This is a genomic window from Larkinella harenae, from assembly GCF_054780515.1.
In genome coordinates, this window is record NZ_BAAGWE010000001.1 from 1,636,894 (window position 1) to 1,660,123 (window position 23,230).

General features: G+C 50.8%; 20 protein-coding genes. 10 read left to right on the plus strand and 10 right to left on the minus strand.

Features of this window, described 5'->3' with window-relative positions:
* Positions 1–25: 25 nt before the first annotated feature.
* From ACYVH9_RS06610 to ACYVH9_RS06635, 6 genes are all read left to right on the plus strand, one after another.
* Positions 26–3,118, plus strand: coding sequence for a SusC/RagA family TonB-linked outer membrane protein (locus ACYVH9_RS06610; RefSeq protein ID WP_460635507.1), 3,093 nt, complete (start codon positions 26–28; stop codon positions 3,116–3,118).
* A gap of 12 nt (positions 3,119–3,130) precedes the next feature.
* Entirely contained in the window at positions 3,131–4,837 is a 1,707-nt protein-coding gene (locus ACYVH9_RS06615; protein ID WP_460635508.1) for a RagB/SusD family nutrient uptake outer membrane protein, read from the plus strand.
* A 166-nt stretch (positions 4,838–5,003) separates the two neighbouring features.
* The gene (locus ACYVH9_RS06620; RefSeq protein ID WP_460635509.1) at positions 5,004–5,927 is read left to right on the plus strand and encodes a sugar phosphate isomerase/epimerase family protein; all 924 of its coding nucleotides are present in this window, start codon (positions 5,004–5,006) and stop codon (positions 5,925–5,927) included.
* A 49-nt stretch (positions 5,928–5,976) separates the two neighbouring features.
* The gene (locus ACYVH9_RS06625; RefSeq protein ID WP_460635510.1) at positions 5,977–6,720 is read left to right on the plus strand and encodes a 3-keto-disaccharide hydrolase; all 744 of its coding nucleotides are present in this window, start codon (positions 5,977–5,979) and stop codon (positions 6,718–6,720) included.
* 157 nt (positions 6,721–6,877) lie between these two features.
* Positions 6,878–8,224, plus strand: coding sequence for a Gfo/Idh/MocA family protein (locus tag ACYVH9_RS06630; protein WP_460635511.1), 1,347 nt, complete (start codon positions 6,878–6,880; stop codon positions 8,222–8,224).
* A gap of 124 nt (positions 8,225–8,348) precedes the next feature.
* Complete coding sequence (locus tag ACYVH9_RS06635; RefSeq protein WP_460635512.1) at positions 8,349–9,377, plus strand: DUF6807 domain-containing protein; 1,029 nt, start codon at positions 8,349–8,351, stop codon at positions 9,375–9,377.
* 65 nt (positions 9,378–9,442) lie between these two features.
* Here ACYVH9_RS06635 and ACYVH9_RS06640 read toward each other — a convergent pair whose 3' ends face one another.
* From ACYVH9_RS06640 to rfbC, 3 genes are all read right to left on the minus strand, one after another.
* The gene (locus tag ACYVH9_RS06640) at positions 9,443–9,844 is read right to left on the minus strand and encodes a hypothetical protein (RefSeq protein WP_460635513.1); all 402 of its coding nucleotides are present in this window, start codon (positions 9,842–9,844) and stop codon (positions 9,443–9,445) included.
* 789 nt (positions 9,845–10,633) lie between these two features.
* Positions 10,634–11,392, minus strand: coding sequence for a tyrosine-protein phosphatase (locus ACYVH9_RS06645; protein ID WP_460635514.1), 759 nt, complete (start codon positions 11,390–11,392; stop codon positions 10,634–10,636).
* A 181-nt stretch (positions 11,393–11,573) separates the two neighbouring features.
* A complete protein-coding gene (gene rfbC / locus ACYVH9_RS06650) occupies positions 11,574–12,119 on the minus strand; it encodes a dTDP-4-dehydrorhamnose 3,5-epimerase (RefSeq protein WP_460636454.1) in 546 nt (181 codons plus the stop codon).
* Positions 12,120–12,248: 129 nt separating this feature from the next.
* Between rfbC and pyrF the strand changes: the two genes are divergently transcribed.
* Together pyrF and ACYVH9_RS06660 are read left to right on the plus strand one after the other, a co-directional pair.
* The gene (gene pyrF / locus ACYVH9_RS06655) at positions 12,249–13,079 is read left to right on the plus strand and encodes an orotidine-5'-phosphate decarboxylase (RefSeq protein ID WP_460635515.1); all 831 of its coding nucleotides are present in this window, start codon (positions 12,249–12,251) and stop codon (positions 13,077–13,079) included.
* A gap of 135 nt (positions 13,080–13,214) precedes the next feature.
* Complete coding sequence (locus ACYVH9_RS06660) at positions 13,215–14,495, plus strand: DUF2851 family protein (protein WP_460635516.1); 1,281 nt, start codon at positions 13,215–13,217, stop codon at positions 14,493–14,495.
* 55 nt (positions 14,496–14,550) lie between these two features.
* On the opposite strand, the gene ACYVH9_RS06665 is transcribed toward ACYVH9_RS06660, so the two are convergent.
* From ACYVH9_RS06665 to ACYVH9_RS06680, 4 genes are all read right to left on the minus strand, one after another.
* Entirely contained in the window at positions 14,551–15,381 is an 831-nt protein-coding gene (locus tag ACYVH9_RS06665; RefSeq protein ID WP_460635517.1) for a YciE/YciF ferroxidase family protein, read from the minus strand.
* 186 nt (positions 15,382–15,567) lie between these two features.
* Positions 15,568–15,771, minus strand: coding sequence for a hypothetical protein (locus tag ACYVH9_RS06670; RefSeq protein WP_460635518.1), 204 nt, complete (start codon positions 15,769–15,771; stop codon positions 15,568–15,570).
* Positions 15,772–15,804: 33 nt separating this feature from the next.
* Positions 15,805–17,319: a CCA tRNA nucleotidyltransferase gene (locus ACYVH9_RS06675; protein ID WP_460635519.1), complete on the minus strand. Its 1,515-nt coding sequence runs from the start codon at positions 17,317–17,319 to the stop codon at positions 15,805–15,807.
* A 56-nt stretch (positions 17,320–17,375) separates the two neighbouring features.
* A complete protein-coding gene (locus ACYVH9_RS06680) occupies positions 17,376–17,894 on the minus strand; it encodes an L-threonylcarbamoyladenylate synthase (RefSeq protein WP_460635520.1) in 519 nt (172 codons plus the stop codon).
* A gap of 213 nt (positions 17,895–18,107) precedes the next feature.
* On the opposite strand from ACYVH9_RS06680, the gene ACYVH9_RS06685 reads away from it, so the two are divergent.
* Together ACYVH9_RS06685 and ACYVH9_RS06690 are read left to right on the plus strand one after the other, a co-directional pair.
* Positions 18,108–19,514, plus strand: coding sequence for a glycoside hydrolase family 140 protein (locus ACYVH9_RS06685; RefSeq protein WP_460635521.1), 1,407 nt, complete (start codon positions 18,108–18,110; stop codon positions 19,512–19,514).
* A gap of 77 nt (positions 19,515–19,591) precedes the next feature.
* Positions 19,592–19,819 carry a DUF2905 domain-containing protein gene (locus tag ACYVH9_RS06690; protein ID WP_460635522.1) on the plus strand — a complete coding sequence of 76 codons (228 nt, stop codon included), beginning with the start codon at positions 19,592–19,594 and terminating at the stop codon, positions 19,817–19,819.
* On the opposite strand, the gene ACYVH9_RS06695 is transcribed toward ACYVH9_RS06690, so the two are convergent.
* From ACYVH9_RS06695 to ACYVH9_RS06705, 3 genes are all read right to left on the minus strand, one after another.
* Positions 19,788–21,398: a hypothetical protein gene (locus ACYVH9_RS06695; protein WP_460635523.1), complete on the minus strand. Its 1,611-nt coding sequence runs from the start codon at positions 21,396–21,398 to the stop codon at positions 19,788–19,790. The two genes, ACYVH9_RS06690 and ACYVH9_RS06695, sit on opposite strands and share 32 nt — an antisense overlap.
* 83 nt (positions 21,399–21,481) lie before the next feature.
* Positions 21,482–22,678: a hypothetical protein gene (locus ACYVH9_RS06700; RefSeq protein ID WP_460635524.1), complete on the minus strand. Its 1,197-nt coding sequence runs from the start codon at positions 22,676–22,678 to the stop codon at positions 21,482–21,484.
* Positions 22,659–23,210 (minus strand): RNA polymerase sigma factor, encoded by a 552-nt coding sequence (locus ACYVH9_RS06705; RefSeq protein WP_460635525.1) that lies wholly within the window; start codon positions 23,208–23,210, stop codon positions 22,659–22,661. The genes ACYVH9_RS06700 and ACYVH9_RS06705 overlap by 20 nt, the downstream gene beginning before the upstream one ends.
* Positions 23,211–23,230: the final 20 nt, after the last annotated feature.

The window sequence follows — 23,230 nt, forward strand, 5'->3', positions numbered from 1 at the left end:
ATATAAACAACCAATCTCTACATGTATGAAATGCAGAATTACCAATGCTCATTTTCCGTGGTCTAGCCGATCGACGCTGGTCATCAGTTTGGGTGCTTGTGGGCTGGCCAGCCTTCTGGCTGGTAGCCCACAAGCCCTCGCGGCCACAAATCCGACCGGTGGGTTTGGTGCCTCCCGTTCGTTCGTCATCGAATCACCCGCCGTTCAGGAGCGGACCGTCGACGGGCAGGTTCTAACCGCCGAAGACAACACGCCCTTGCCCGGGGTAAACATCGCGGTGAAAGGCTCAACGCGCGGAACAACCACCGATGCGGAAGGGAAATTCCGGATTGCCGTTCCCAACAATACTTCCGTGCTGGTGTTTTCATCCGTGGGCTTTATGACCCAGGAAGTTACCGTGGGGAATCAATCAAACATTTCGTTGAAACTGGCCGTTGACCAGCGCACCCTGAACGAAGTAGTGGTTGTTGGATACGGGGTACAAAAGAAAAGTCAGGTGACGGGGGCAATTTCATCCGTAGGCTCCAAAGAGATTGCTGAATTACCCATTACCAACGCCCGGCAGGCGCTTCAGGGCCGGGCTGCGGGGGTTGACGTTGTGCAGAGCAGTAGTAAACCGGGTACGGGACCGGTTGTCCGGATTCGGGGGCGTCGTTCCATCAATGCCTCCAATGATCCGCTTTACGTAGTGGACGGTATTCCGCTGGCGGGCAACATTGATGATATCAACCCCAACGATATTCAGTCGATGGAGGTCTTGAAAGATGCCTCAGCTACAGCTATTTATGGCTCGCGGGGATCGAACGGGGTCGTTTTGATTACCACAAAACGCGGTAAACCGGGTAAGACGGTGGTTAGTTACGACGGCTACTACGGTCTTTCGGATCGGCTTGGACAGATCGATGTTTTCAACGGAGCGGAGTTTGCGGAATACAAACGGGAATCGCGTCGGGCGGTTAATCAGTATACCACGGACGATAAGCTTTTTGAGCCGATTGAAATGGACGGTATCGCTAACAACCGGAGCACCGATTACCAGTCGTATCTGATGCGGCAGGGAAATATCCAAAGCCACCAGGTTGGTGTTCAGGGCGGAAGTGAAAAAACGCAGTTTGCCATTTCAGGTAACTTTTTCAAGGACGTGGGCGTTGTCAAAAATCAGGATTTTACGCGTTACACGTTTCGCATCAACCTCGATCATCAGATCTCCCCCAAAATTAAAATCGGGACTTCGACACTAGGCGTATATAGTACGCGTAATGGCGAAAATTTTAACCCGCTGGGTGGAGCTTATGCGGAAAACCCCCTCGGAAAACCGTATGACGACAACGGCAAGCTGATCTTTCTGCCCACCTCCGACGGTTTACGGACAAACCCCATTGCGGAGATCATTCCCGGTGCGCAAGTCGATCTCACCAAGCGCATTCGGCTTTTCAACAGTATCTATGGGGAGTGGAACATCCTGAACGGGTTGAAATACCGCGTGAATTTTGGCCCTGACCTGGCCAATCGGCGAATTGGCCGGTTTGTCGGTAGCCAGACCAATGCCCGCCGGGGGGCTGATCCAACGGCCTATTCGTTCAACGAATACCAGTTTAACTGGACGCTGGAAAACATTTTGACCTATAACAAAACCCTGAAAGATGCACATAGCATCAATATTACGGCGTTGCAGTCCGTTCAAAAAGACGACTATGAAACCAATCAGATTGATGTAACGGGGGTACCGGCCGAAAGCCAGCAGTTTTATAACTTAGGACAGGCTTCACTGATCAATAGCGTGGGCAGTAACGTTCGGCGGTGGGTGCTTAACTCTTATATGGCTCGGATTAATTACGACTACAAAGAGCGGTATCAAATGACACTGACGGCTCGTTATGACGGTTCGTCGCGTTTCGGGGAGAATACAAAATACGGTTTCTTTCCTTCGTTCGCCGTGGGCTGGAATATTGATAAAGAGGGCTTTATCAAGCGACAGACCTGGATTGATCTGTTAAGACTGCGGGCCAGTTACGGAACCATTGGTAGTACGGCCATTGACCCGTACCAGACCCAGGCTCAGTTAGGCCGTACAACTTACGCCTTTGGCTCAACGGGTGCGTTCGGGTATCGACCGTTCACCATTAGCAACCCGGATTTGAAATGGGAAACCACCACCACCGGCAATATCGGCTTGGATTACAGCTTCTTTCAGGGACGCCTGACCGGGGCACTGGAATACTACCGGGCCGACACCCGCGACCTGCTGCTGTTTGATCAGCTGCCGTTGACGAGTGGTTTTGATCGGGTGTTGCGCAACGTGGGTAAGACGCGGAACCAGGGTATTGAGTTGACACTATCGACGGTCAATATGGATGCCCCCAGTGGATTCCGCTGGACGACTGATTTGCAGGTTACCCGCAACCGGGAATCTATTCTGGAGCTGTTTAATGGTAAAGTAGATGATGTGGGCAATTCCCGGTTTATCGGTCAGCCGCTGACGGCTTACTTTGATTACAAAAAAATCGGTATCTGGCAGACCAACGAGGCTGATGAAGCCAAACGGTACCAGAGTACAGTAGGCCAGATCAAGATTCAGGATACCAATGGAGATGGCCGAATCGACCCAGCTGATCGGGTTATCCTGGGGTCGCAGGTGCCGAAGTTTAGTCTCGGTATCACCAACCGCTTTGAGTACAAAGGCTTCGATTTGTCCTTCTTTGTATTCGCGCGGGTTGGCTACATGTTCCGCAGTATTTTCCATCAGGACTTCCTGACGCTGGCTGGTCGCTACAATACGCTGGATGTTGATTACTGGACGGCCAACAACCCGACCAACGAATTCCCGCAGCCGAACGTAAACCAGGAGTTCCCGCCTTTCCGGTCGACCCTGCTGTACTTCGACGGTTCATTCGTGAAAATCCGGAACATCAATTTTGGGTATAATGTCCCGGCCAGACTGACGGAGAAGCTGCGTATCAGCTCGTTGCGTTTATTTGCCAGTGTTCAACAACCTTTCATTTTCTCGGAGTACCGGACGAAGTATAAAGGAATTGACAGCGAAACCGATGGCGATGTAAACGCCAATCAGTCTCCGGCGATACGGCAAACAACTTTTGGCCTCAACCTGAAATTTTAATCTCTATTATTGATGAATGCGATGAAATCTTATAAAACATTAGTTGTTGCGGGGGCATTGTTGCTCAGCAACACCAGTTGTAAAGACTTGCTGAACGAAGTCCCAGTTTCGCAGGTTGGTAGCCAATATGCCAATTCGCCCAACGGTTTTGAATCGGTTGTGAAGGCGGCCTATGCCTCACTGCGGGAATATTACGGTCGGGAAGATGCCATGACCCTGAGTGTTTTCGGAACGGATACGTATACGATGGGGGCGGATGGTAGTTTCAAATTTGTGAATCAATATACTTCGCAGATTGATGGCCGTCTGGGCCCAACGAACAACATCTGGAACGCGTTCTATGGGGCGATCAATACCATCAATGTGGCACTCGATGCGGCCGACGGTATTGCTGGCCTGGACGCAACCATTAAAAAGCGCCGGGTGGCAGAGCTGAAATTTTTGCGGGGGCATCATTACTTCATTCTGGTGCAGATGTTTGGCCCGGTGTCCTTGTTGACCAAAGGCAACCTGACGCCCACCAAAGAATTTAGCCGTGCTCCGGTAAAGGACATTTACGCGCAGATTATTTCGGATCTGGAAGGCTCACTGACCGACCTGGCTACGCCAACCACTGATTATGGCCGGGCTACCAAGGGCGCTGCCGAACACCTGCTTTCGAAGGTCTATTTGACCAAAGCAACGGACAAAGATGCCGCAGCGGCCGATGATTTTGCCAAGGCGGCTACGTACGCGCAAAACGTCATTAAAAACTATACGTATAGCCTGCTGCCGGATTTTTCGAGTGTTTTTGCACAGGGTGGAGGTGAGGTTAACAGTGAGGTTATTTTTTCAACCCAGTATACCTCCGAACCCATCACCAATATTGGCTCGGGTTACAACACGACAACCACCAATACGGTCACAATCAATGGCAACCAAACGCACTTGTATTTCGTGATGGAATACGACAACCAGGCGGGAATGCAGCGCGATGTGTTGAACGGACGACCGTTCCGACGGTTTATGCCGACCAATTACATGCTAAATGTGGTTTTTGCCGAAAAAGACCGCACGATTGATTCGCGGTATAAAAAGTCGTTCAAAGACACGTATTATGTAAACAACCCCAGCAAAACGACGCCAATTTTTGACAATTCGAAAACCTCACTGAAGTTTGTGGCTGGCGATACGGCCATTTTTCTTCCGGGTTACGAAATGCCGCTGGCGGAAAGAGCCAAACGACGCTATCAGGTATTGGTGCCTAGTCTCTACAGACCGAACCTGTTCCCAGGGTTGCAAAAGTTTCTGGATCCGCTGCGTCCGGACCGGACCTACGAGCCCGGTAGCCGTGACTTCATTATGTTCCGCCTGGCCGAAACGTACCTGATTGCGGCCGAGGCTTTGATCAAGCAGGGTAAAGCTGCTGACGCCGTGCCGTTCATCAACGCGGTTCGCCGGCGGGCTGCCTGGCCGGGAAAACAGGCTGAGATGGAAATTACGGCTGCGCAGGCAACGATGGATTTTATCATGGAAGAGCGTGAGCGGGAGCTGGCGGGCGAGATGCACCGCTGGTTCGATCTCAAGCGCTGGGGCGTGCTGGTAGCGCGTGTGAAAGCGTATAACCCTGATGGGGCTCCTAACATTAAAGATTTCCACGTTCTGCGTCCAATTCCGCAGGATCAGATCGACCGCACGGCGGGTGGTGCCGCGAAGTATCCTCAAAATCCCGGATACTAAGAGCGGTTAGAAACCCGAGAGAAGCCTGGGCCCTGGACCGATCGTGTTCAGGGCTCATTTGTTGGCAGGCCATTGAGTAGATTCCGGATTGGTGTTGCTTCCTGACGTAGATTCTCCGAACGACTTTTTCTCTTTAACTTTTCCCGTTACAAGAATCGAATGGATTATGCAGGATATTGTTAATCGACGCCAGTTTCTGGCTACAGCCGGTTTATCGGCCCTTTTTCTGGCCACCAAAACCGATCTGCTGGCCGATATTACTAAAAAATCGGGACTGAAAATTGCCTACTCCGGTATTACCTGGGGTGGAAAAGACGAACAGGCTATCCGGGAACTCTCCTCCCTGGGCTACAAAGGAATTCAGCTGCGGGCCAATACCTTCGCGCCTTACAAAACAAAACCGTCGGAACTGAAGGCGTTGCTGGATCAGCACCGGCTGAAATTGGCCATGTTCTCGAGCGGCAACGTGGAAATTGATCCGGCCAAATTTCAGAGTACGGTTGATGTTCACGTGGCTCACGCCAGCTTTGTCAAAGCGTTGGGCGGATCGGCTTTTCAGATGACCAATAGCCTGCGCAAAAAAGGCCAGGCACCCACCACCGAAGAACTGAAGAAACTGGCACAGGTAATGAACGAAGTGGGCAAGCAAACCGCTGATATGGGTGTGCAGGCAACGTATCACAACCATATGGATCAGTGGGGTGAAACACCGGAGGAAGTGGATGTGCTGGTGCAGGAAATGAACCCCAAATACGTGAAACTGCTGCTGGATATTGCGCACTATAAACAGGGTGGGGGCGACCCGGCCAAGGCGGTTTTGCAGTACAAAGACGTGTTGCATTCGCTGCACCTGAAGGATACGAAAAGTCCGCTACCAGAAAAGCCCGACAATCCGAAAGCGTACAAATTCGTTGAGTTAGGGCAGGGAAATGTGGATGTGCCGGCGGTTTTTGCGGCTCTGGACAAAATCAAGTTCAAAGGCTGGGGCGTTGTTGAGCTTGATCGGGTTCCTGATGCCAACAAAACACCTTTGGAATGCGCGCAGATCAACAAAGAGTACATTACCAAAACGCTAAACTTTCCGCTTTAACGGTTATTGAGTGTTGTTTATTCACTCAATGCCTCATTCACCTAATTAAATGAAAATACTACTGATGACGGCGGCTTTGCTGGTGGGTCTGATTGCGGCCGAAAAACCGCAGGCACCCAACACCCTGACTGCCAAGGAAAAGAAAGAAGGCTGGCAACTGCTGTTCGATGGGAAAACATCGAAAGGCTGGCGGGGCGCTTACAAGGATAAGTTTCCCGAAAAAGGCTGGTCGGTGAAAGACGGTTTGCTGACCATTACCAAATCGGATGGGTCGGAGTCGACAAACTACGGTGACATTGTTACGGAGAACGAGTATGGCGATTTTGATCTGGTTTTCGACTTTAAACTCACCGAAGGAGCCAACAGCGGGTTGAAGTACTTCGTGGTTGAACACCAGCCCAAACCGGCGGGTTCGGCGTATGGCCTGGAGTTCCAGGTGCTGGATGACGACAAACACCCGGATGCTAAAAAAGGGCGCGATGGAAACCGGACCGTCGGTTCACTGTATGATCTAATTCCGGCCAAAGACAAAAATGCCAATCCGATCGGTCAGTGGAATCAGGGCAGGGTTGTATCGAAAGGGAAGCACGTTGAGCACTGGCTGAACGGCAAAAAAGTGGTTGAGTACGAACGGGGCAGCGAAGAATTTCGGAAGCTGGTAGCGCAAAGTAAATACAGTGCCGCTTCGTACAATTCGCACGGACGGTTTGGTGAAGCACCCAGGGGGCACATCCTGCTTCAGGATCACGGCGATCAGGTTTCGTTCCGAAATATGAAAATCAGGCCGTTGTAGTCGGTTTGTGGTTTTCAGAGTAGGTTCATTGGCATCAGCCACCGTATACCGAAAACCGTAAATCAGAATAGTAGACTTTTTGCAAATAAGTCTTTCAGTCATAGTCTCTTGTCAGCCATCAGACGTATACCTTTTTAACCACTAAACGACATACCGTATGGAAAATCGTCGCGACTTTATAAAGAAATCTGCTCTGGCCGGTCTGGGCATGAGCTTTTCTGCTGCCAGTTATGCCCGTATTCTGGGCTCTGCCGACCGGGTTCGGGTTGGCGTTGTTGGTTTTTCCGATCGTTTTCGGGGCGCTTTGGCACCTAGTTTTGCCATGCACTCCAAAGATCTCAATTTCGAATTTGTAGCGGTTTCCGACATCTGGAGCCGCCGACGCGATGAAGCCGAAGCGCATTTGAAAAAGAACGGCTGGATTAGCAACAATTTCGTTAAGTGTCGTAACAACGAAGAGCTGTACGACCGCAAGGATGTGGATGCAGTCATCATCAGTACGGCGGACTTCCAGCACGCTCTGCACTGCGCAGAAGCGGTGGAAGCGGGCCGGGATGTTTACGTGGAAAAACCGTTTGCCGAATCGCTGGACGATGCCCGCAAGGCACTGAAAGCCGTCGAAAAAAGCAAGAAGATTGTACAGGTTGGTTCGCAGCGCCGGAGCACACCGAATTATTGGGCCGCGAACGAATTCATCAAATCGGGCAAGTTCGGTGATATTACCATGGTGGAAATGACCTGGAATGTAAATCAGCCGGGCCGCTGGCGCCGGGCCAAACTCGTTTCCGAAATCAAGAAGGAAGAAACCGACTGGAAACGGTATTTGATGAACCGTCCGATGGTGGAGTGGGATCCACGCAAGTATTTGGAATTCCGTTTGTTCTACCCCTATTCGTCCGGTATCCCGGGACAGTGGATGTCGCACCAGATTGATACCGTACACTGGTTCAGTGGCTTGGATCACCCCCGTAGCGTGGTGGCCAACGGCGGTATTTACGTTTGGAAAGATGGTCGCGTGAACCCCGATACATTCACCGCCGTATTCGATTACGGCCCGGACGACGACAAAAGCAAGGGCTTCCAGGTGCTGTATAGCTCGCGGATGAACAACGAAGCGGGCGGTACCAAAGAATTGTACTATTCAAACGGTGGGATGATCAACCTGGACACCAATAAGATTAGTTCAGAAGGCGGTTTGCAGGAAAGAGCCGCGAAAGAAATGGGCATGAAGGCCAATCTGCTGGCTGATCAAACGTTGGCGACAACCGGCGAAAAGCAGGAGACATCGGCCAATACCGGTGCTGATCCGATGACATCGCGGCACATGCGGAACTGGATGGAGTGTGTGCGTAGCCGCAAAGAGCCCAATGCACCCGCCAAAGCTGGATACAACCACTCCGTTGCCAGCATTATGTCAACCATTGCTTACCAGACGGGCGAGCGGGTTACGTACGATAGCGGCAAGCAGGAAATCCTGGCAGGCGGTAAAATGGTAAAGGTTTAACGTTAACTGAATTGAAGCGAAACGCGGATTAGGCGGTTTCAACGGAGGGAACGGATCGGGGCATTCTGTATGATCCGTTTCCATCTGTTCAATCCACTTGGTCCGCGTTTTCATTGATACGACGATGAAAAAAGTAAGTTTATTGCTTCTCCTGATTGCATCGAGCGCTATGGCCCAGAAGCAGCGCGTAGAACTGGCCAACAACGAAGCCCAGAAACGGGTCGAAGTAACGGTTGATGGAAAACCGTTTACGGCGTACATTTATCCGGGGCCGGATGTCTTGAAAAAACCGGTTCTTTACCCGATCCGGACGGCGGGCGGCAACTTTATTACGCGCGGCTGGCCGATGGACCCGCGACCGGGCGAGCGCGTTGATCACCCGCACCATGTGGGCATGTGGCTCAATTATGGCGATGTCAATGGACATGACTTCTGGAACAATTCCAACGATGTAAAAGGCCACGGCGGGCCGTTCGGGACAATCGTTCACACGGGAGTTAAGTCGATGAAAAGTGGTAAGGATAAAGGCGAACTGACCGTAACGGCTGACTGGCTCGACAAAGACGGAAAACCGATGCTGCAGGAAACGACAACGTTTGTTTTCAGCGGAACGGCCAAAGAACGTACCATCGACCGGACAACGACGCTTAAGGCCTTGGATAAAGACGTTACTTTCAAAGACAACAAAGAAGGGATGGTGGCCATTCGGCTGGCGCGGCAACTGGAACACCCGTCAAACAAGCCCGAAGTGTTTACAGACGCTAGTGGTGTTGCTACCAAAGTTTCCCAAATGGACAATACCGGTGTGACGGGGAAATACAAGAGCAGCGAAGGAGCGGAAGGCGAGAAGGTATGGGGAACCCGCGCGAAGTGGATGAACCTAACCGGCGTAATCAACGGTGAAAATGTTTCCGTTGCGATCATCGATAACCCCAAAAATGTTGGCTACCCTACGTACTGGCACTCACGGGGCTATGGCTTATACGCAGCAAATCCGTTGGCACCCAGCGTCATGAGCGAAGGAAAAGATAAAGCCATGAACTATGTATTGCCTGCTGGTAAATCGGTAACATTCCGGTATCAGGTTCTGATTACATCCGGCACCGTTTCTGACGATGCGTTGAGCCAAAAAGTAGCTCAGGGTGCGAAATAAACCGCTCAAAGACGAGCGTAAAAAAAGCCAGCTGACACGTCAGCTGGCTTTTTTTACGTATAGAGTCAATTTAAAAACAAACTTGAAGGGGCTTTGCAGGAAAATCCACCTTGTCTGGCAAGCAGCCACGAGCGAAATCCGGGACTGTTTACACCCATGTTATCCAACTCGTGGTCAATCTGGCGTAATAGAAAGTTTAGCTGGTGTACCAGCAACCACTGGCGTTTGACGTGCTGTTTCTGATGCGAAGCATTCGGGACGGCGCAGGCTTCATCCATGAGCTGACGAACCGTTGCCCGTATATGATACTGAATGATCACCAGGCGCCCCGCCATAGCATAGTCTTTGGGGTGTTTTTCCAGAAACGAGACCCCTTCTGCTAAAAGTTTATTTCGGCTTTGCAGAAGTTGCGTTACGGCAATCCAGGCCTGATCAGCCTTGATTGACTCGTAGGATACGGTTTTCATGATTAGGTTATTTACAAGTTTATAGTACGGTTATCTCAAAAATAATAAAATAATCCAAATTAAATAGCTGTATTATACGCAATACGAAGAATTTTAATTGGAAGTGTTGCTTTAGGAATTATTGTTGGCGAGTGATTTTAAGAAGGAAGTCAATGAATGGAACTGGGCGACAAATTACCGATACCGGGAGCAGATGCGCTAAAGAATGCGGTCAGCTAGCTTTACAAGGTAAGTATCCCATCAGCATCAAGCCTTTTTGGTTTAATTATCAGACAAAAAAATAGGCAAAATCGCGTGTTTTATTTTTTTATTTATGCATTCGTTTAAAGCGTAAAAGCACTAAGAAAGTGAAGCATCTTATGAGTTGTTTCGTCCCTAAAATGAGCCACTTAAATTAGTCAAGATCGCTTTAGTAACCTTATTGTTGATGAACAGTTACAAGCTAGTTTCCGGATTATAAATTAAGGAACGTTATAGTGTGTACGTGTGGCATTTCGGTTACATGATGGACTTTATAGGGCTTGTCATAAAGCTACGTCAGGCGTTAACAGATGCTCGATGGAGGGGCTGTAGGAGCGGTTTTAGAGCGGCTTCCGGATTAGATACCTGGTCAGCAATGAGTAAGCCAATCCTCTTGATAGGTCGCTTGTAGAACAGCAATCGAACTGATCAAAAATAAGTAAGTGTACTGGTTGAGGGAAGCGTTAATCAATAAAAAGTACAATAAATCAGTACAAGGAGAGAAGGAGAATGTTCCGAGGCATTATAAATAACTGGGAAAGGGCAGGGCTAAAGCAAGCTGTTATTTAACAAGCCGCTATCGATGGCTTTTTGGTAATAAGGAGTTTTTCGGGCTTGCTGAATGGCTGAAAGCTGGGTTTCGTGGCAAATATCGGTTCCAATAAAGGAAACCAGGCGCTGGTCGATCATCCATTCGGCAAGATTGCGCGCTTCCCGGGAAGGCTGTCCTGACAAGGAGAGTAAATTCAATTGGAATTTAACCCCTTGATAATGAAGTTCTCTAAGCGCTTCCGGGTTTTTTTGCAGGTAGAGATATTGCTCGGGATGAGCCATTACCGGTATTAAATTCCGTTGCTGAATAGCTGCAATAACTTTGTCGAGTTCAAATGGGCGTTTAACCAGGCTGGTATCAAAAAGCAGGTAGCGATCGGTCGTTTGACCAAAGGTCAATAACTCGGCGTTAGAATATAAAATTCGCAAAAGATTAATGTCTACAAAGTACTCGGCGGCCACTTCGACGTCAATCTTAATCTTTAATTTGTTCAATTCATATTTCAGCAGTGTAGCGGCTGCAAAGATGCTGTCGTGGGTATTATGGTAGAACCCATCCATGATATGGAGGGTGGCAATAACCTTCTGGTAACCCAGCGCGGCCAGCTCCCGAAGCAGGCTGATGCTGTGCTCAACCGAGTCAGTACCGTCCTGATTTCCGGGCAGCAATTGAGCATGTACGTCGACACGAACAACCGAAGCTGGTGTTGCATCAGGTTTCGCTTTTTTGGTGCGGGTCAGAAATCCGAAAGGCATTGTGCTGTATACCGATGAAGTTACGTGGGCCGAGCCGCCAGACTGGACTTTGGCATGACGTACTCAGATGTCATGAATTAAATGACATGAATCGTGCCAGAATGGTCGGCTCGGGCTTTAATGTAGTAAACGGAATATACAGCCTGAAAACAGAATATACAGCCTTAAAAAAGGATACGATTTACGCAATTGACTGGGGGTATAGCTCGCGAAAACGAACGAGTTGCTGGTCTTTATCAGACACGATTGGGTCTTTGATGCCCCAGTCGATGTTTAGATCAGGATCGTTCCAGATGATACCTGACTCACTGGCTTTGTTGTAAATGTTGGTGCATTTGTAACTAAAAACGCTGTCCTCCAGCGCAACGAAACCGTGGGCAAAGCCTTCCGGAATGTAAGCCATGTTGCTGCTTTCGGCATCCAGAAGAAATGACTCGTATTGGCCAAACGTTGGCGAGCCTTCGCGCAGGTCGACAGCAATATCCAAGACTTTCCCGACAATGACCCGGACAAGTTTGCCTTGTGCGTAAGGGTCATTCTGAAAATGCAATCCGCGCAGTACGCCTTTTACCGAAAAGGACTGATTGTCCTGAACAAAATGAGTAGGTAGTCCTAAGTCGCTGAATACTTGTTGATTATAAGTTTCCAGGAAACTACCACGGGAGTCTTTAAATGTCTGGGGGCGTAATTCGATCAACCCTTCAATCGACGTTTTGATGACCTGCATGAAAAACGAATTGAGCATAAAAGGCCGGTTTATCCGGCATCAGGTGACAAATTTAGGAAACTCTGTCTACTTCCAGTAATTTTGGGGTTCACCTTTTTTACGGGCCTTCAACCTCCTCTAAGCAATCCTATGACGGCTAACGAGTTGTATACGAATATTTTAGCGAAAGAATCTTATTTATGCGTCGGTCTGGATACTGATATTCGGCGAATTCCGGCTCATCTTCAGCGGGAGCCGGATCCAGTAGCTGCCTTTAATCGGCAGATTATTGAAGCAACGGCGGAGTATGCGGTTGCTTACAAACCGAACATCGCTTTTTACGAAGCGCAGGGGCCGCGTGGTTGGGAAAGCCTGCAACGAACGTTGGAATATATTCCGGATGATTGCTTCACGATTGCCGACGCCAAAAGAGGAGATATTGGAAATACGTCGACCTTGTACGCCCGGACGTTTTTCGATCCGGCTTCGTCGGGCCTGGATTTTGATTCCGTGACGGTGGCACCCTATATGGGCCGGGATTCGGTTGAGCCATTTCTGGAGTTCGAAAATAAATGGGTGATTCTGCTGGCGTTAACGTCCAACGGGGGGAGCGCTGATTTTCAACAGTTATCGCTTCAGGACGAAAAATTATACGAAAAAGTAATCCGGACCTCCCAAACCTGGGCCGGGGCCGACCGCATGATGTATGTAGTGGGAGCTACGCAGGCCGATCAGCTTGCCCACATCCGGACGTTGATTCCAGACCATTTTCTGCTGGTTCCGGGCGTAGGTGCTCAGGGGGGCAGCCTAGCGGACGTGTCACGCTATGGATTAAATAAACAGGGCGGTCTGCTGGTCAATGCTTCGCGCAGCATCCTGTATGCCTCCAGCGGTACTGATTTCGCCCAGAAAGCAGCTACCGAGGCCCGCGCTTTGCAGCAGGAGATGGCGGGGTATCTCAAGTTAAGAGTTGAGAGTTAAGATAGAAACCGGTAAAGGCAAGAATTTCAGTTGGGAGTGTGACTTTTTACGGGTTTCTTCTTCAAAGATGTAGTCGACGATCCGTTGGCGAATACCTGAGTCATCTCTTATACCTCTTAATTCTTACCTCATTTGGTGGCCGAAGACTTCATTTATTTTGTCTGGCAGTTTCAGTATTTTCAAAATACTGAGCTGCGGACAACGGATGGCGAAGCGATCCGGGTGATTCATCCGGGTTATCGAAACCTGGATGCCGGACCCGATTTTACCCAGGCGCGGCTGGTGATCGGGGCGGTTGAATGGGTTGGAACGGTCGAAGCACACGTCCGGGCTGCTGATTGGCTGCTCCACCGCCATCAACATGATCGGGCGTACGACAATGTGATCCTGCATCTGGTCTGGGAAAAAGAAATCATTGTCCTTGAGCGTTCTGACGGTTCGGTGATCCCGACTCTTTGCCTGAGCGACCGCGTGGATTTTCAACTGATAGATCGTTATCGAGCTTTGATCGCGGATTCGGAGCTGATTCCATGTGCCGGACAGATTGCGGAGGTCGAGCCGTTGCACCGGATGGCCATGTTTGATAAAGTGCTGTTGCACCGCATGGAGCGAAAAGCCGATGATGTGATGCAGGTATTCCATCGAGCTGGGCAGGACTGGGAAGAAACCACGTATCAAGTATTGGCAACGGCTTTTGGATTTCAAATCAATGCCGAGCCATTTGGCCAGTTGAGTCGGCAGTTACCGTTAAAATTGTTGCTAAAACACCGCGATAATCTTTTCCAGCTGGAAGCGCTGTTGTTCGGAACGGGCGGTTTTTTGAACAATAATGAACCGGATGAGTACGAAGTAGCCTTGCAACGGGAATATCGTTTTCTGGCGGCCAAGTACCAGTTGATGGAGAAGCAGCTACCTTTTCACAGCTGGAAATGGGCTAAGCTGCGTCCGGCCAACTTTCCGACACTTCGGCTGGCGCAATTGGCCAAACTATTGACATTTAAAGGAAGTCTGTTTTCACTGTTGATAGGAGCCGACCAAAGCGAAACCTTATTTCAGCATTTCCTGCTGACTCCATCTTCATATTGGGAAGGACACTATCGGTTCGGAAAACCGTCGGATCAGGCGTTGGCCACGATGGGACAGGGAGCCGCCGAAACATTGATCATCAACGCTGTTTTACCGCTGCAAATAGCTTATGCTCACTACAAAGACCGCCTGGAATACCGGGAGCAAGCCGTGGCCATACTGGAGCAATTGCCCGCCGAAAATAACCGTATAACCCGGATCTGGCGGCAATTGAGGGTGCCAATTCGGACGGCTTTTGACTCGCAGGCTTCTATTGAATTGTATAAGCAGTACTGCTTGACTAAAAAGTGCCTGTCTTGTCAGATTGGGGTAAGTCTACTGAAAAAGTAAAAACGGACACACCCAAAAAGAGGCATGCCCGTTATAACCGATTGAACTTTCTTTGTTAGATTCCACTGGGGCCGCCCGCAGTTGGGTCGGTTGTTCCCCGGTACGGGTTGTTCGTAGAGCGGGGCTGATCGTCATCATCCGACCGCCAGTTGCGGTTTGTCTGATTGGCTTCTTCGCTTCGCCAGGCATCAGCACCTACGTTTTCCTCCGTGCCGGTTCCGGTAACCCCGGAATAGCTACTGCCGCTTTGGAATGACTCCCTGGTTTGGCCGTAATCGCCGTCCCGAACGGTATCCCTCATTTGATTTCGGATGCTGTTGCGATCCGTATCATCGTCGTTGTCCGATTCCATTTTTGAACGTTCATTGATGAACGATTCCGCAATTTCGGTTAGCTTTTTATCGGTATTTTTCTCTTCGTCGAGCGTTTGTTCGATCAACCGGGCCGCTTCGTGATAACCCAGTAACCGGGCCAGTGAATGCAACGAGCCATAGGCCGCTATTTCGTGGTGCTCTACCTTTTGTCCGGCAATGATCAGACCGGCATCGCGGGTGAGTGACCCCGAGTCGGTATCACTAATTACAACTTCGCCGTCGTCGACCAGACCATCAACGGCATGACAGATCTTTTCATCGGCTTCTACACCAATGTGTTGGAAAATCTGCTCCAGTCGGTTGATTTGATTTTGTGTTTCGGCGAGGTGTTGCCGAAATGCGTCCCTGACAACATCCGTAGTGGCCGCATCGGCCATATCGGGTAACGCGTTCTCAATTTGCTTTTCGGCGTAATATATACCTTTCAATTCGCTGATGAATAATTCACGCAGTGAGGTATCCGTGTCCTTCGTCCCAAAAAATTTCGCTAACTGATCCGTGAACGATGCCATACAGGTATTTGATTAATGGTTAAACATCAAGTTTACATTTTACCATTTACCAAATGCTGTACCAGTATGTAACTATTTGAATTCTAGCAATTTATTGCTCAATTGTTGTGGATGGATTGCCCCATTTCGGGGTATGTTGTCCTCGTAAAATAGGGCTATACGTTAAAACGTTTATTGCGGTTGCGGCTAGGAATTGTTGATCAGGCTAACACCCGAGCCTAAAAAAACCAGCCCAACAATAAAGGGAGCCAGTGATTCCCATTTCGTAATGCTCATTCCTAAAATTGGTTTTGCATCCGATAGAAAGCCCACACAGGAAAATAGAATGACGATGATGCCCAGAATGGTCAGGGTGGCACCAAAAAAGCGCCGGAAGTTGTTCTTGTCCATTGAAATCTGAAGTATAGATGGTTTTATAGGTTGTCAATGCAGTGATTCGGACGATGGTTCTCCCGGGGTTTCCGGCTGCGGTTCGCGATAAATTTCGGGTTCTTTAACGGGTGTCAGGCCCATTTTTCGGCCTTCTTCAATCATGAACGGAATACCGGCTTCAAGTGTATTGACGACGGTCCCTTCCAGGATGGCCTCACGAACAGCGGTTTTGATCAGGCCAACTTCCTTCGACGGTTTTAAGCCAAAAGTTTCCATAATCAACTCACCGGTAATAACAGGCTGGAAGTTACGGAGTTTATCCCGCTCGTCGAGCTCGCGCAGTTTCCGTTCCACCTTATCAAAATTGGTCAGGTGTTTCCGGACCCGGTCGTAATTTTTCGACGTAATATCGGCGCGGCACAGCTGCATTAAAGCCTCCAGATCATCGCCCGCTTCAATCAGCAGCCGCCGGAGGGCCGAGTCCGTAATCTGTTCTTTGACCAGCGCAATAGGACGCAGGTGCAACCGAACCAGTTTCTTGACAAACCGCATCTTTTCGTTCAGGGGCAGCTTCATCTGGCGGAAAATACCCGGAACCTGCTTGGCCCCCAAATCTTCGTGGCCGTGAAACGTCCAGCCGACGCGGGGATCGAAGCGTTTGGTGGCTGGTTTGGCAATATCGTGTAGCAAGGCCGCCCACCGGAGCCAGAGATCATCGGAACGCTCGGCCACATTGTCGAGGACCTGTAAGGTGTGGTAAAAATTATCCTTATGTCCCTTTCCTTCAATGGTTTCAACGCCTTTCAGAGCCACCAGTTCCGGAAAAATCAGATCGAGTAAACCCGCGTGGAAGAGGAGCTTAAAACCGTAAGACGGTTTTTGGGAAAGAACGATTTTATTGAGCTCATCGGTAATCCGTTCCCGCGAAACAATCGAAATCCGGTCTTTCATGTCGGCAATGGCATTGAACGTATCCGGTTCAATATCAAAGCCCAGTTGCGAAGCAAACCGGATGGCCCGCATCATGCGAAGCGGATCGTCGGAAAAGGTAATCGTTGGATCAAGTGGTGTCCGAATGGTTTTGCGCCGTAGATCATCCAGACCACCAAACGGATCGAGAATCTGCCCGAAATCGACTTTATTCAGACTGATACCCATCGCGTTGATGGTGAAATCCCGGCGGTTCTGATCGTCTTCGAGGGTGCCGTCTTCCACAATCGGTTTTCGGGATTCGGAGCGGTAGGATTCTTTCCGGGCGCCCACAAACTCAACTTCCCAGCTTTCGGCGTCGTCGGTTTCGGCCAGGGGCGTTGCGGTTCCGGAGCGAAGCATGGCGGTACCAAAACTCTTGAAGACCGTAACCGGGACCTTCAATTCCCGACCAACGGCTTCGGCCAGTTCGATGCCACTGCCAATGCAGACAATGTCAATGTCTTTGGACGGACGTTTCAGAATCAAATCCCGTACAAAACCGCCGATGACGTAGGCGCTCACGTTCAGCGCAGCCGCCTGCCGGGCGATCACTTCAAAAATGGGATTGGTATGTAAGGTTTCAGTAAAATTCATAGAACGAACGGATAACGAATCGTGCCCGGGATGGTCGGCGACTGCGATACGGTTCATTACTTTCTTAAAAAGGCAACTTCTCCTTTGGAACCCAGTTCCATAACGCGGGGAAGTTGGATGGTTGCGGGCAATTCGCCCCACGAGACCAACGGTTTGGATAGCCCCACCGGCCAATCGACCGTTTCGAACGGTAGCGTCAGGATGCCCCGGCCAAACGCTCCGATGAGCTTCCGAACGGATTCACTCAACGTTTTGCGCACCGGAACCTGGGCGCGGAAGGCATCGGGCAGATTGACGCCGTTGGAGAGCAAAACCGTCAGGGGCTTTTCCGCAAAATCAATCAAATCCCAGGCCACATCCGGAATAGGCCGGACATACAGGTTTAATTGCCCGCTGTCGGCAATCAGAATCGTGGGCAACGGGGTTGGAACCAGGTCTTTCCGGACATCCAGCAAGTGCTGAACGGCTTCCCCGTGGTTGGGATCACAGGCCAGCGAAACCCCCGTTTCGTCGGCCAGTCGAATCAGTTTTCCCTGCCGAAGTTCGGCAACAATATCGCGCGGAGTCGGTGTCATAGTCTTAACAAGCCGCAAAAGTACGGCAAGTTTTTGGAAAGGTGTTTGAATTATAAGCAAACCGTCTTAGATTTCATTCAAATGTTAGTTTGTATGGGATCTCAGTTCATGACAATGAAGGTAGTTATTGACCACGGAATAAATTTGGTAAAAAAGAGGTGGACCCTTTTAAAATGGCCACTGATTAGCTTATTGCTACCTCCCAAGCGGAAGTTGGCGCTTATCATTTGGGTCGCCCTTCTGCTGCTTGCTCCGTTTGCCCATGCCCAGAAACCCGCTCCCGTATCCAAAGAAACTGTTGCGCTTTCCAAACTTTACATTATCCCCGACAAGCGGTACATCATGCGGGGCGATGGAAAACCGTTTTTCTGGCTGGGTGATACCGCCTGGGAGTTGTTCCACCGCCTGACAAAAGAAGAAGCCGAGCTGTACCTGAAAAACCGGGCCGCCAAGGGTTTTACGGTGATTCAGGCCGTTGTGCTGGCAGAGCTGGACGGTCTGACGCAGCCGAATCAGTATGGACAGGTTCCCCTGGTCAATAACGACCCGACCAAGCCCAATGAAGCCTATTTTCAGCACGTCGACTGGGTGGTAAACCGGGCCGCTGCACTGGGGCTTGTGGTGGGGTTGCTGCCCACCTGGGGCGACAAATTCAATAAGAAATGGGGCAAAGGGCCGGAAATTTTCAATACTGCCAACGCCCGGACCTACGGCGAGTACATCGGGAAACGGTACCGGGGCAAACCGGTTATCTGGATTCTGGGGGGCGACCGCAATCCGGAGGGCGAACAACGCCTGGCGGTGATTCGGGCAATGGCCGAAGGCATAAAAAAAGGCGATGGCGGCACCAAGCTGATGACGTATCACCCGCAGGGCGATAGCAATTCGGCGGGGTTCTTTCACAGCGACAAGTGGTTAAATATCAATATGTACCAGTCGGGGCACTCGGTGAAGGACGGAAAGAATTACGTCATGCAACGGCAAAATTATGCCATGTTTCCGCCGAAACCGACGCTGGATGGCGAACCGCGTTACGAAGATCATCCGATAGACTGGAAGCCAGAAAAGGGGTATTTTGGTGATTTCGACGTTCGGCAGGCCGCCTGGTGGGCTATGCTGTCGGGTGGCTGCGGGCATACGTATGGCAACCACAACATCTGGCAGTTTTACGATCTGGATCGCAATCCGCCGATTTCGGCCGCGCGTACCCATTGGAAAATAGCGCTTGATCACCCGGGAGCAACGCAGATGGGTCTTATGCGTCGGTTGTATGAATCCCACCCCTGGACGCGCCTGATGCCCGACGAGCGCTTGATTCAGGGGACTAATCCCGATAATGGCAACCACCAGGTAGCCGCTATTTCGGAAGACGACAACTTCCTGTTTGCCTACACGCCCAACGGAACTCCCTTAAAAGTTGACCTGGTCCGGCTGACGGCTGCACCCAAAATTCTGGCCTATTGGTATAATCCCCGCGATGGGAAAAGCCAGAAAATCGGAGAGTTTCCAAATACGGCACCTCAGGAGTTCAGACCGCCCGTCGCTGGGCCAACAACGGATTGGGTCTTGGTGCTCGATGATGCCAAAGCACCCTTTGCCGGGTTTGGGTTAAAAAAATAAGCGTCCAGACAACGGTCAATCCGGTACCGGATTGACCGTTGCTGCGTTATACACTAGAAGCATTAGGGTTGTTGCGTATGAATCCAGGTATCGGAAAATATTTGATGGGAATAGGCGCCGTGGTGCTGCTGGCCGGTATTGTCGTTTATTTCTTCGGTGACAAGCTAACCTGGCTGGGCCGGTTGCCGGGCGATATTCGTATCGAAGGCAAAAACGGCGGTTTTTACTTTCCGGTAGTAACGTGCATCGTGGTCAGTATTTTGCTCAACCTCATCATTGTTTTGATCCGGAAGTTTTTCGGGTAGATCGCTCCGGGAGGTCCGACCGACTTGATGGATTGCTGGGGGTTGGGTTGAGGTTACAGGTGACTTTATTCATGTAAAATACCTCGCGCGGTGGGGCCAGGGTGCCCGAAGAAATTTTCTGAAAACCGCAGGCCAGAAAATGGCCGTCGAACCAGGCTTCCAATTGGTCGTTTTCCGAGTAAACTACTTTTTCGTTACCACCCAGTTCTTTTAGCGAATATTTCTCCCGTTCGCGCACTACTTTACCGCCTTCAATTACTTCAGCGTTGATTTCGCCATCGTGCGGATAGGCCAGTACCGTTGCGTTGCCGTAGCGCAATACCTGCACCATCTGATGCAGGTCGTAGCTGGTCAGGTCGGTGATCGGGAGTGAGTTATCCCACAGGAGTTTCCCGTTTTTGTCAAAACCGCACAGGAAAGCGTGCGTGTAGCGGTACCCTTCCTGATTCCGGTCGAAGGAGCGGGTGCCGCCCGGATACGGATAGGCACTGCCCCGGTACTGGGGGTAGTACACTTCGGCAACCATCATCAGCCCGTCGTCCGTTGGCACCAGTTCATGCACCAGCAGGCGGTACCGAAACTTGGTGTCTTTCCCCTGGTCTTTCCGGCGGGCAAGCCGTTCCAGCATTTTCTGCTGACGTCGGGGTTTCATGTATTTGAAAAAATTCTGAAGCTCCGAAAAGTCAATGTAGCGGGTTTCTTCCACGGGCGTGATGGCCATGTTGTTGCCTTCCTGATCGGTTCCAACCGGGGCCGCTGTATTTCGGATGCGCGTGATGTATACGCCTTGGGAGTATGGAGTACAGTCGTTGGAATAGTTACCGACCAGCAGTGATTCGTCGTCGTTGAGGGGCAGCAGTTTGCCCGAAATGAGACTGTGCTCGTTGCCGTCCATACTAACGGTCCGCAGGAGTTTCCCATCGTAAGAATACGTGCGAACCGTAAATTCACAATTGCGTTGGTGCGTTGCGTCGGTCATGACATGAACGAGCCGCCGTTGCTCGTCCACTTCGATGTTATTGAGCTGAATGTGGTTGGTATACAAACCGGGTAGTACCTTGGATGTCTGGTCGAAAAAAGAAAACGAGACAACCACCGGGCGGGAGCGGTAATAGCCGCCGAAATAAGCAATGTTGTCGAGCACGCGGAAGTAGAAAATGTCCATCGGAGTGACCAGGTTGCCCTTGTACGTTTCCGTAGCACCATCTTCCAGATTTACCCGCAAAACCGCCACTTTTTCGTTACCGCTTTCCTTCATCAGCCAGTAGAGGTAATGCTCCGTCCGGAAGGAGTGCACCGGCTCGTAATAAGCTTCAATCCGATACTCCGTCGACCAGAGTAGTTTGAGGTCGGTATCGTACCGTTTGAATGTAAATCGGTTGGGGGCCGATGAGTAGTAATCGTTTTGCCGAACGTTCACCAGAATGCCCCGTTCGCCGAGTGTTGTCACGTCGAAAAACTCCTCCGAATTATGGCTAATGGGTAATTCCACCCGGACAGAAGGTTCAAACTGTGCCCAGGCAGGAACGAATGCGAGGAGTAGGCAACTCCAAATCCCGATCGCGAGACGTTTGATCATCAACATTGTGCTTAAGTACTGATTAAAGGTACACAATCCCTTGAGAATGTGCAATGCCGAAGGGGTTTACTTATCCATCAGAATCAGTGCCGTACCCGCCCGGGTCGCTGGCGGGAACGGTTGAGCACAAATCGTCCTTTTCCGCGGTGGTAGCGGTACTGGTACGGCCCTATCCGAAGCCGGGTGCCGGGCTGTAAATGGGCGAGGTCGATATCGTCTTTGAGGGTATGAATGGTGCCGTTGGTTCGGCGGGCTATGGTATAGTAATCGGGGTGAAAAGCCTGGGTGCTATCCCAGTCGCGGCCACAAAGAATAATGTGGACCGGTTTCTGCACCTGATCGAGTCGGTACATATCTTTTACCGGATTATCCATATCGGCCAGCAGAATGAGGTGCTGCGCCGTCGGGAAGCGTTTTTGGGCTATTAACAGAGCTTCAACGTCGTTTTCGGCTTCGTCGGAGTTGTTGGCGGTGTTTTGGGCGGCATCGAGCAAAACCGGCAGGGCGTTGATCGGCTCACGCTCGGACGTAATAAACATCCGACCCGCTGGACCACCCGCGCGGGTTTCCTGGCCCAGACTATCGCAGTCGGTGAAGAAAACCATACCCTGGAGCGCCGGCGAATGCGCATGTTGCTGCATCCAGGCGAAAACCTGCGTGCTGTAGGGATGCATGCTGGACGTAAAATCGCAGACCAGCACCGAATGGGGCCAGCGCGTTATGTTTCGGGTCAGGGTTTGGTACGATGTAGAATCGGGGCCAAATGCCTGATCCAGCAGTTGCCGGCGAAGGACGGTTTCCTGCGGTGAGAAAACCCGAATTGGTGGAATAACCGGCGGCTGCAACCGCGCGCCGGTTTGCCGGGAAAATCGCAACGGGATTGTGGCCGCTTCAAAAGCGGGGGAAGAAAGCCCGTCGGGGCTGGCGTCAACGGTTTGGTGGAGCCGACGGATGGCTTTTTTAAATGGATTGGAGCTACTGGTTTTCAACGGTTCTTCTAAAGAAATCGTCTGTTTTTCAGGTTGTGCTCCAATGGTCTGAGAAGGAAGGTTTTTGACCGCCAACGGCCGGGTTTTGTTTGCCCTGGAAGGCCACAACCACCAGGCCGCCACCCCCCCGACCAGCAAAAAGAGGAGCAATGCACGGGTCCACCTCTTAAAACGCTGCCGTCGCAGCGTCTGGCGCAGGCGGTTCCAATCATCCGGATCATAAGCCGGGCGGTAGGGGTCCAGTGTTTGCCGGACCCACGTGTGCAGCAAGTCATCGTTTGGATCGTTCACGGCGGGTGGTGGTTTGGGTGTTCAGGGCCAGACGAAGCAGGCGGTTGGCTTCGGCCAGGTGGGCGCGCGATGTGCTTTCTGCCAGATTGAGTTGGTCGGCAATTTCGCGGTGGGAGTAGCCTTCCAGCACATACAAACTAAAAATGATGCGGTAAGCCGCCGGTAATCGGTGCAGAACGGCCAGAATATGCTCAGCCGACAATTGCGCCAGGATGGCTTCGTCGTTCTGGTAGGGTTCTTCCAGTTGGTTCGCAACGGTTTCGGCCGAAATTTCGATTCCTTTTTTGGTCTTTTTTCGGTAGTAATCAATGGCCGTATTGACCATAATCCGGCGAAGCCAGGGCAGGACCGCTTCCGGGTTTTTCAACTCATTCAGGCTGCGAAAAACTTTCAGAAAACCGTCATTCAGCATTTCGCGGGCGTCTTCGCGGTCATCCGCATAGGCCAGGCATACCGACAAAGCATAGCCATAAAACCGTTCATAAAACGCCTTTAGAGCTGCTTCTTTTCCGCGTCGACAGCCTTCAATCAACTCGACTAATCCGTGCTTTG

What these genes read in the sequence shown, in the direction of transcription:
- ACYVH9_RS06610 (WP_460635507.1), top strand. Translation starts at nt 26, where the DNA reads ATGAAATGCAGAATTACCAATGCTCATTTTCCGTGGTCTAGCCGATCG.
- ACYVH9_RS06615 (WP_460635508.1), top strand. Translation starts at nt 3,131, where the DNA reads ATGAATGCGATGAAATCTTATAAAACATTAGTTGTTGCGGGGGCATTG.
- ACYVH9_RS06620 (WP_460635509.1), top strand. Translation starts at nt 5,004, where the DNA reads ATGCAGGATATTGTTAATCGACGCCAGTTTCTGGCTACAGCCGGTTTA.
- ACYVH9_RS06625 (WP_460635510.1), top strand. Translation starts at nt 5,977, where the DNA reads ATGAAAATACTACTGATGACGGCGGCTTTGCTGGTGGGTCTGATTGCG.
- ACYVH9_RS06630 (WP_460635511.1), top strand. Translation starts at nt 6,878, where the DNA reads ATGGAAAATCGTCGCGACTTTATAAAGAAATCTGCTCTGGCCGGTCTG.
- ACYVH9_RS06635 (WP_460635512.1), top strand. Translation starts at nt 8,349, where the DNA reads ATGAAAAAAGTAAGTTTATTGCTTCTCCTGATTGCATCGAGCGCTATG.
- ACYVH9_RS06640 (WP_460635513.1), bottom strand. Translation starts at nt 9,844, where the DNA reads ATGAAAACCGTATCCTACGAGTCAATCAAGGCTGATCAGGCCTGGATT.
- ACYVH9_RS06645 (WP_460635514.1), bottom strand. Translation starts at nt 11,392, where the DNA reads ATGCCTTTCGGATTTCTGACCCGCACCAAAAAAGCGAAACCTGATGCA.
- rfbC (WP_460636454.1), bottom strand. Translation starts at nt 12,119, where the DNA reads ATGCAGGTCATCAAAACGTCGATTGAAGGGTTGATCGAATTACGCCCC.
- pyrF (WP_460635515.1), top strand. Translation starts at nt 12,249, where the DNA reads ATGACGGCTAACGAGTTGTATACGAATATTTTAGCGAAAGAATCTTAT.
- ACYVH9_RS06665 (WP_460635517.1), bottom strand. Translation starts at nt 15,381, where the DNA reads ATGGCATCGTTCACGGATCAGTTAGCGAAATTTTTTGGGACGAAGGAC.
- ACYVH9_RS06670 (WP_460635518.1), bottom strand. Translation starts at nt 15,771, where the DNA reads ATGGACAAGAACAACTTCCGGCGCTTTTTTGGTGCCACCCTGACCATT.
- ACYVH9_RS06675 (WP_460635519.1), bottom strand. Translation starts at nt 17,319, where the DNA reads ATGAATTTTACTGAAACCTTACATACCAATCCCATTTTTGAAGTGATC.
- ACYVH9_RS06680 (WP_460635520.1), bottom strand. Translation starts at nt 17,894, where the DNA reads ATGACACCGACTCCGCGCGATATTGTTGCCGAACTTCGGCAGGGAAAA.
- ACYVH9_RS06690 (WP_460635522.1), top strand. Translation starts at nt 19,592, where the DNA reads ATGAATCCAGGTATCGGAAAATATTTGATGGGAATAGGCGCCGTGGTG.
- ACYVH9_RS06695 (WP_460635523.1), bottom strand. Translation starts at nt 21,398, where the DNA reads ATGATCAAACGTCTCGCGATCGGGATTTGGAGTTGCCTACTCCTCGCA.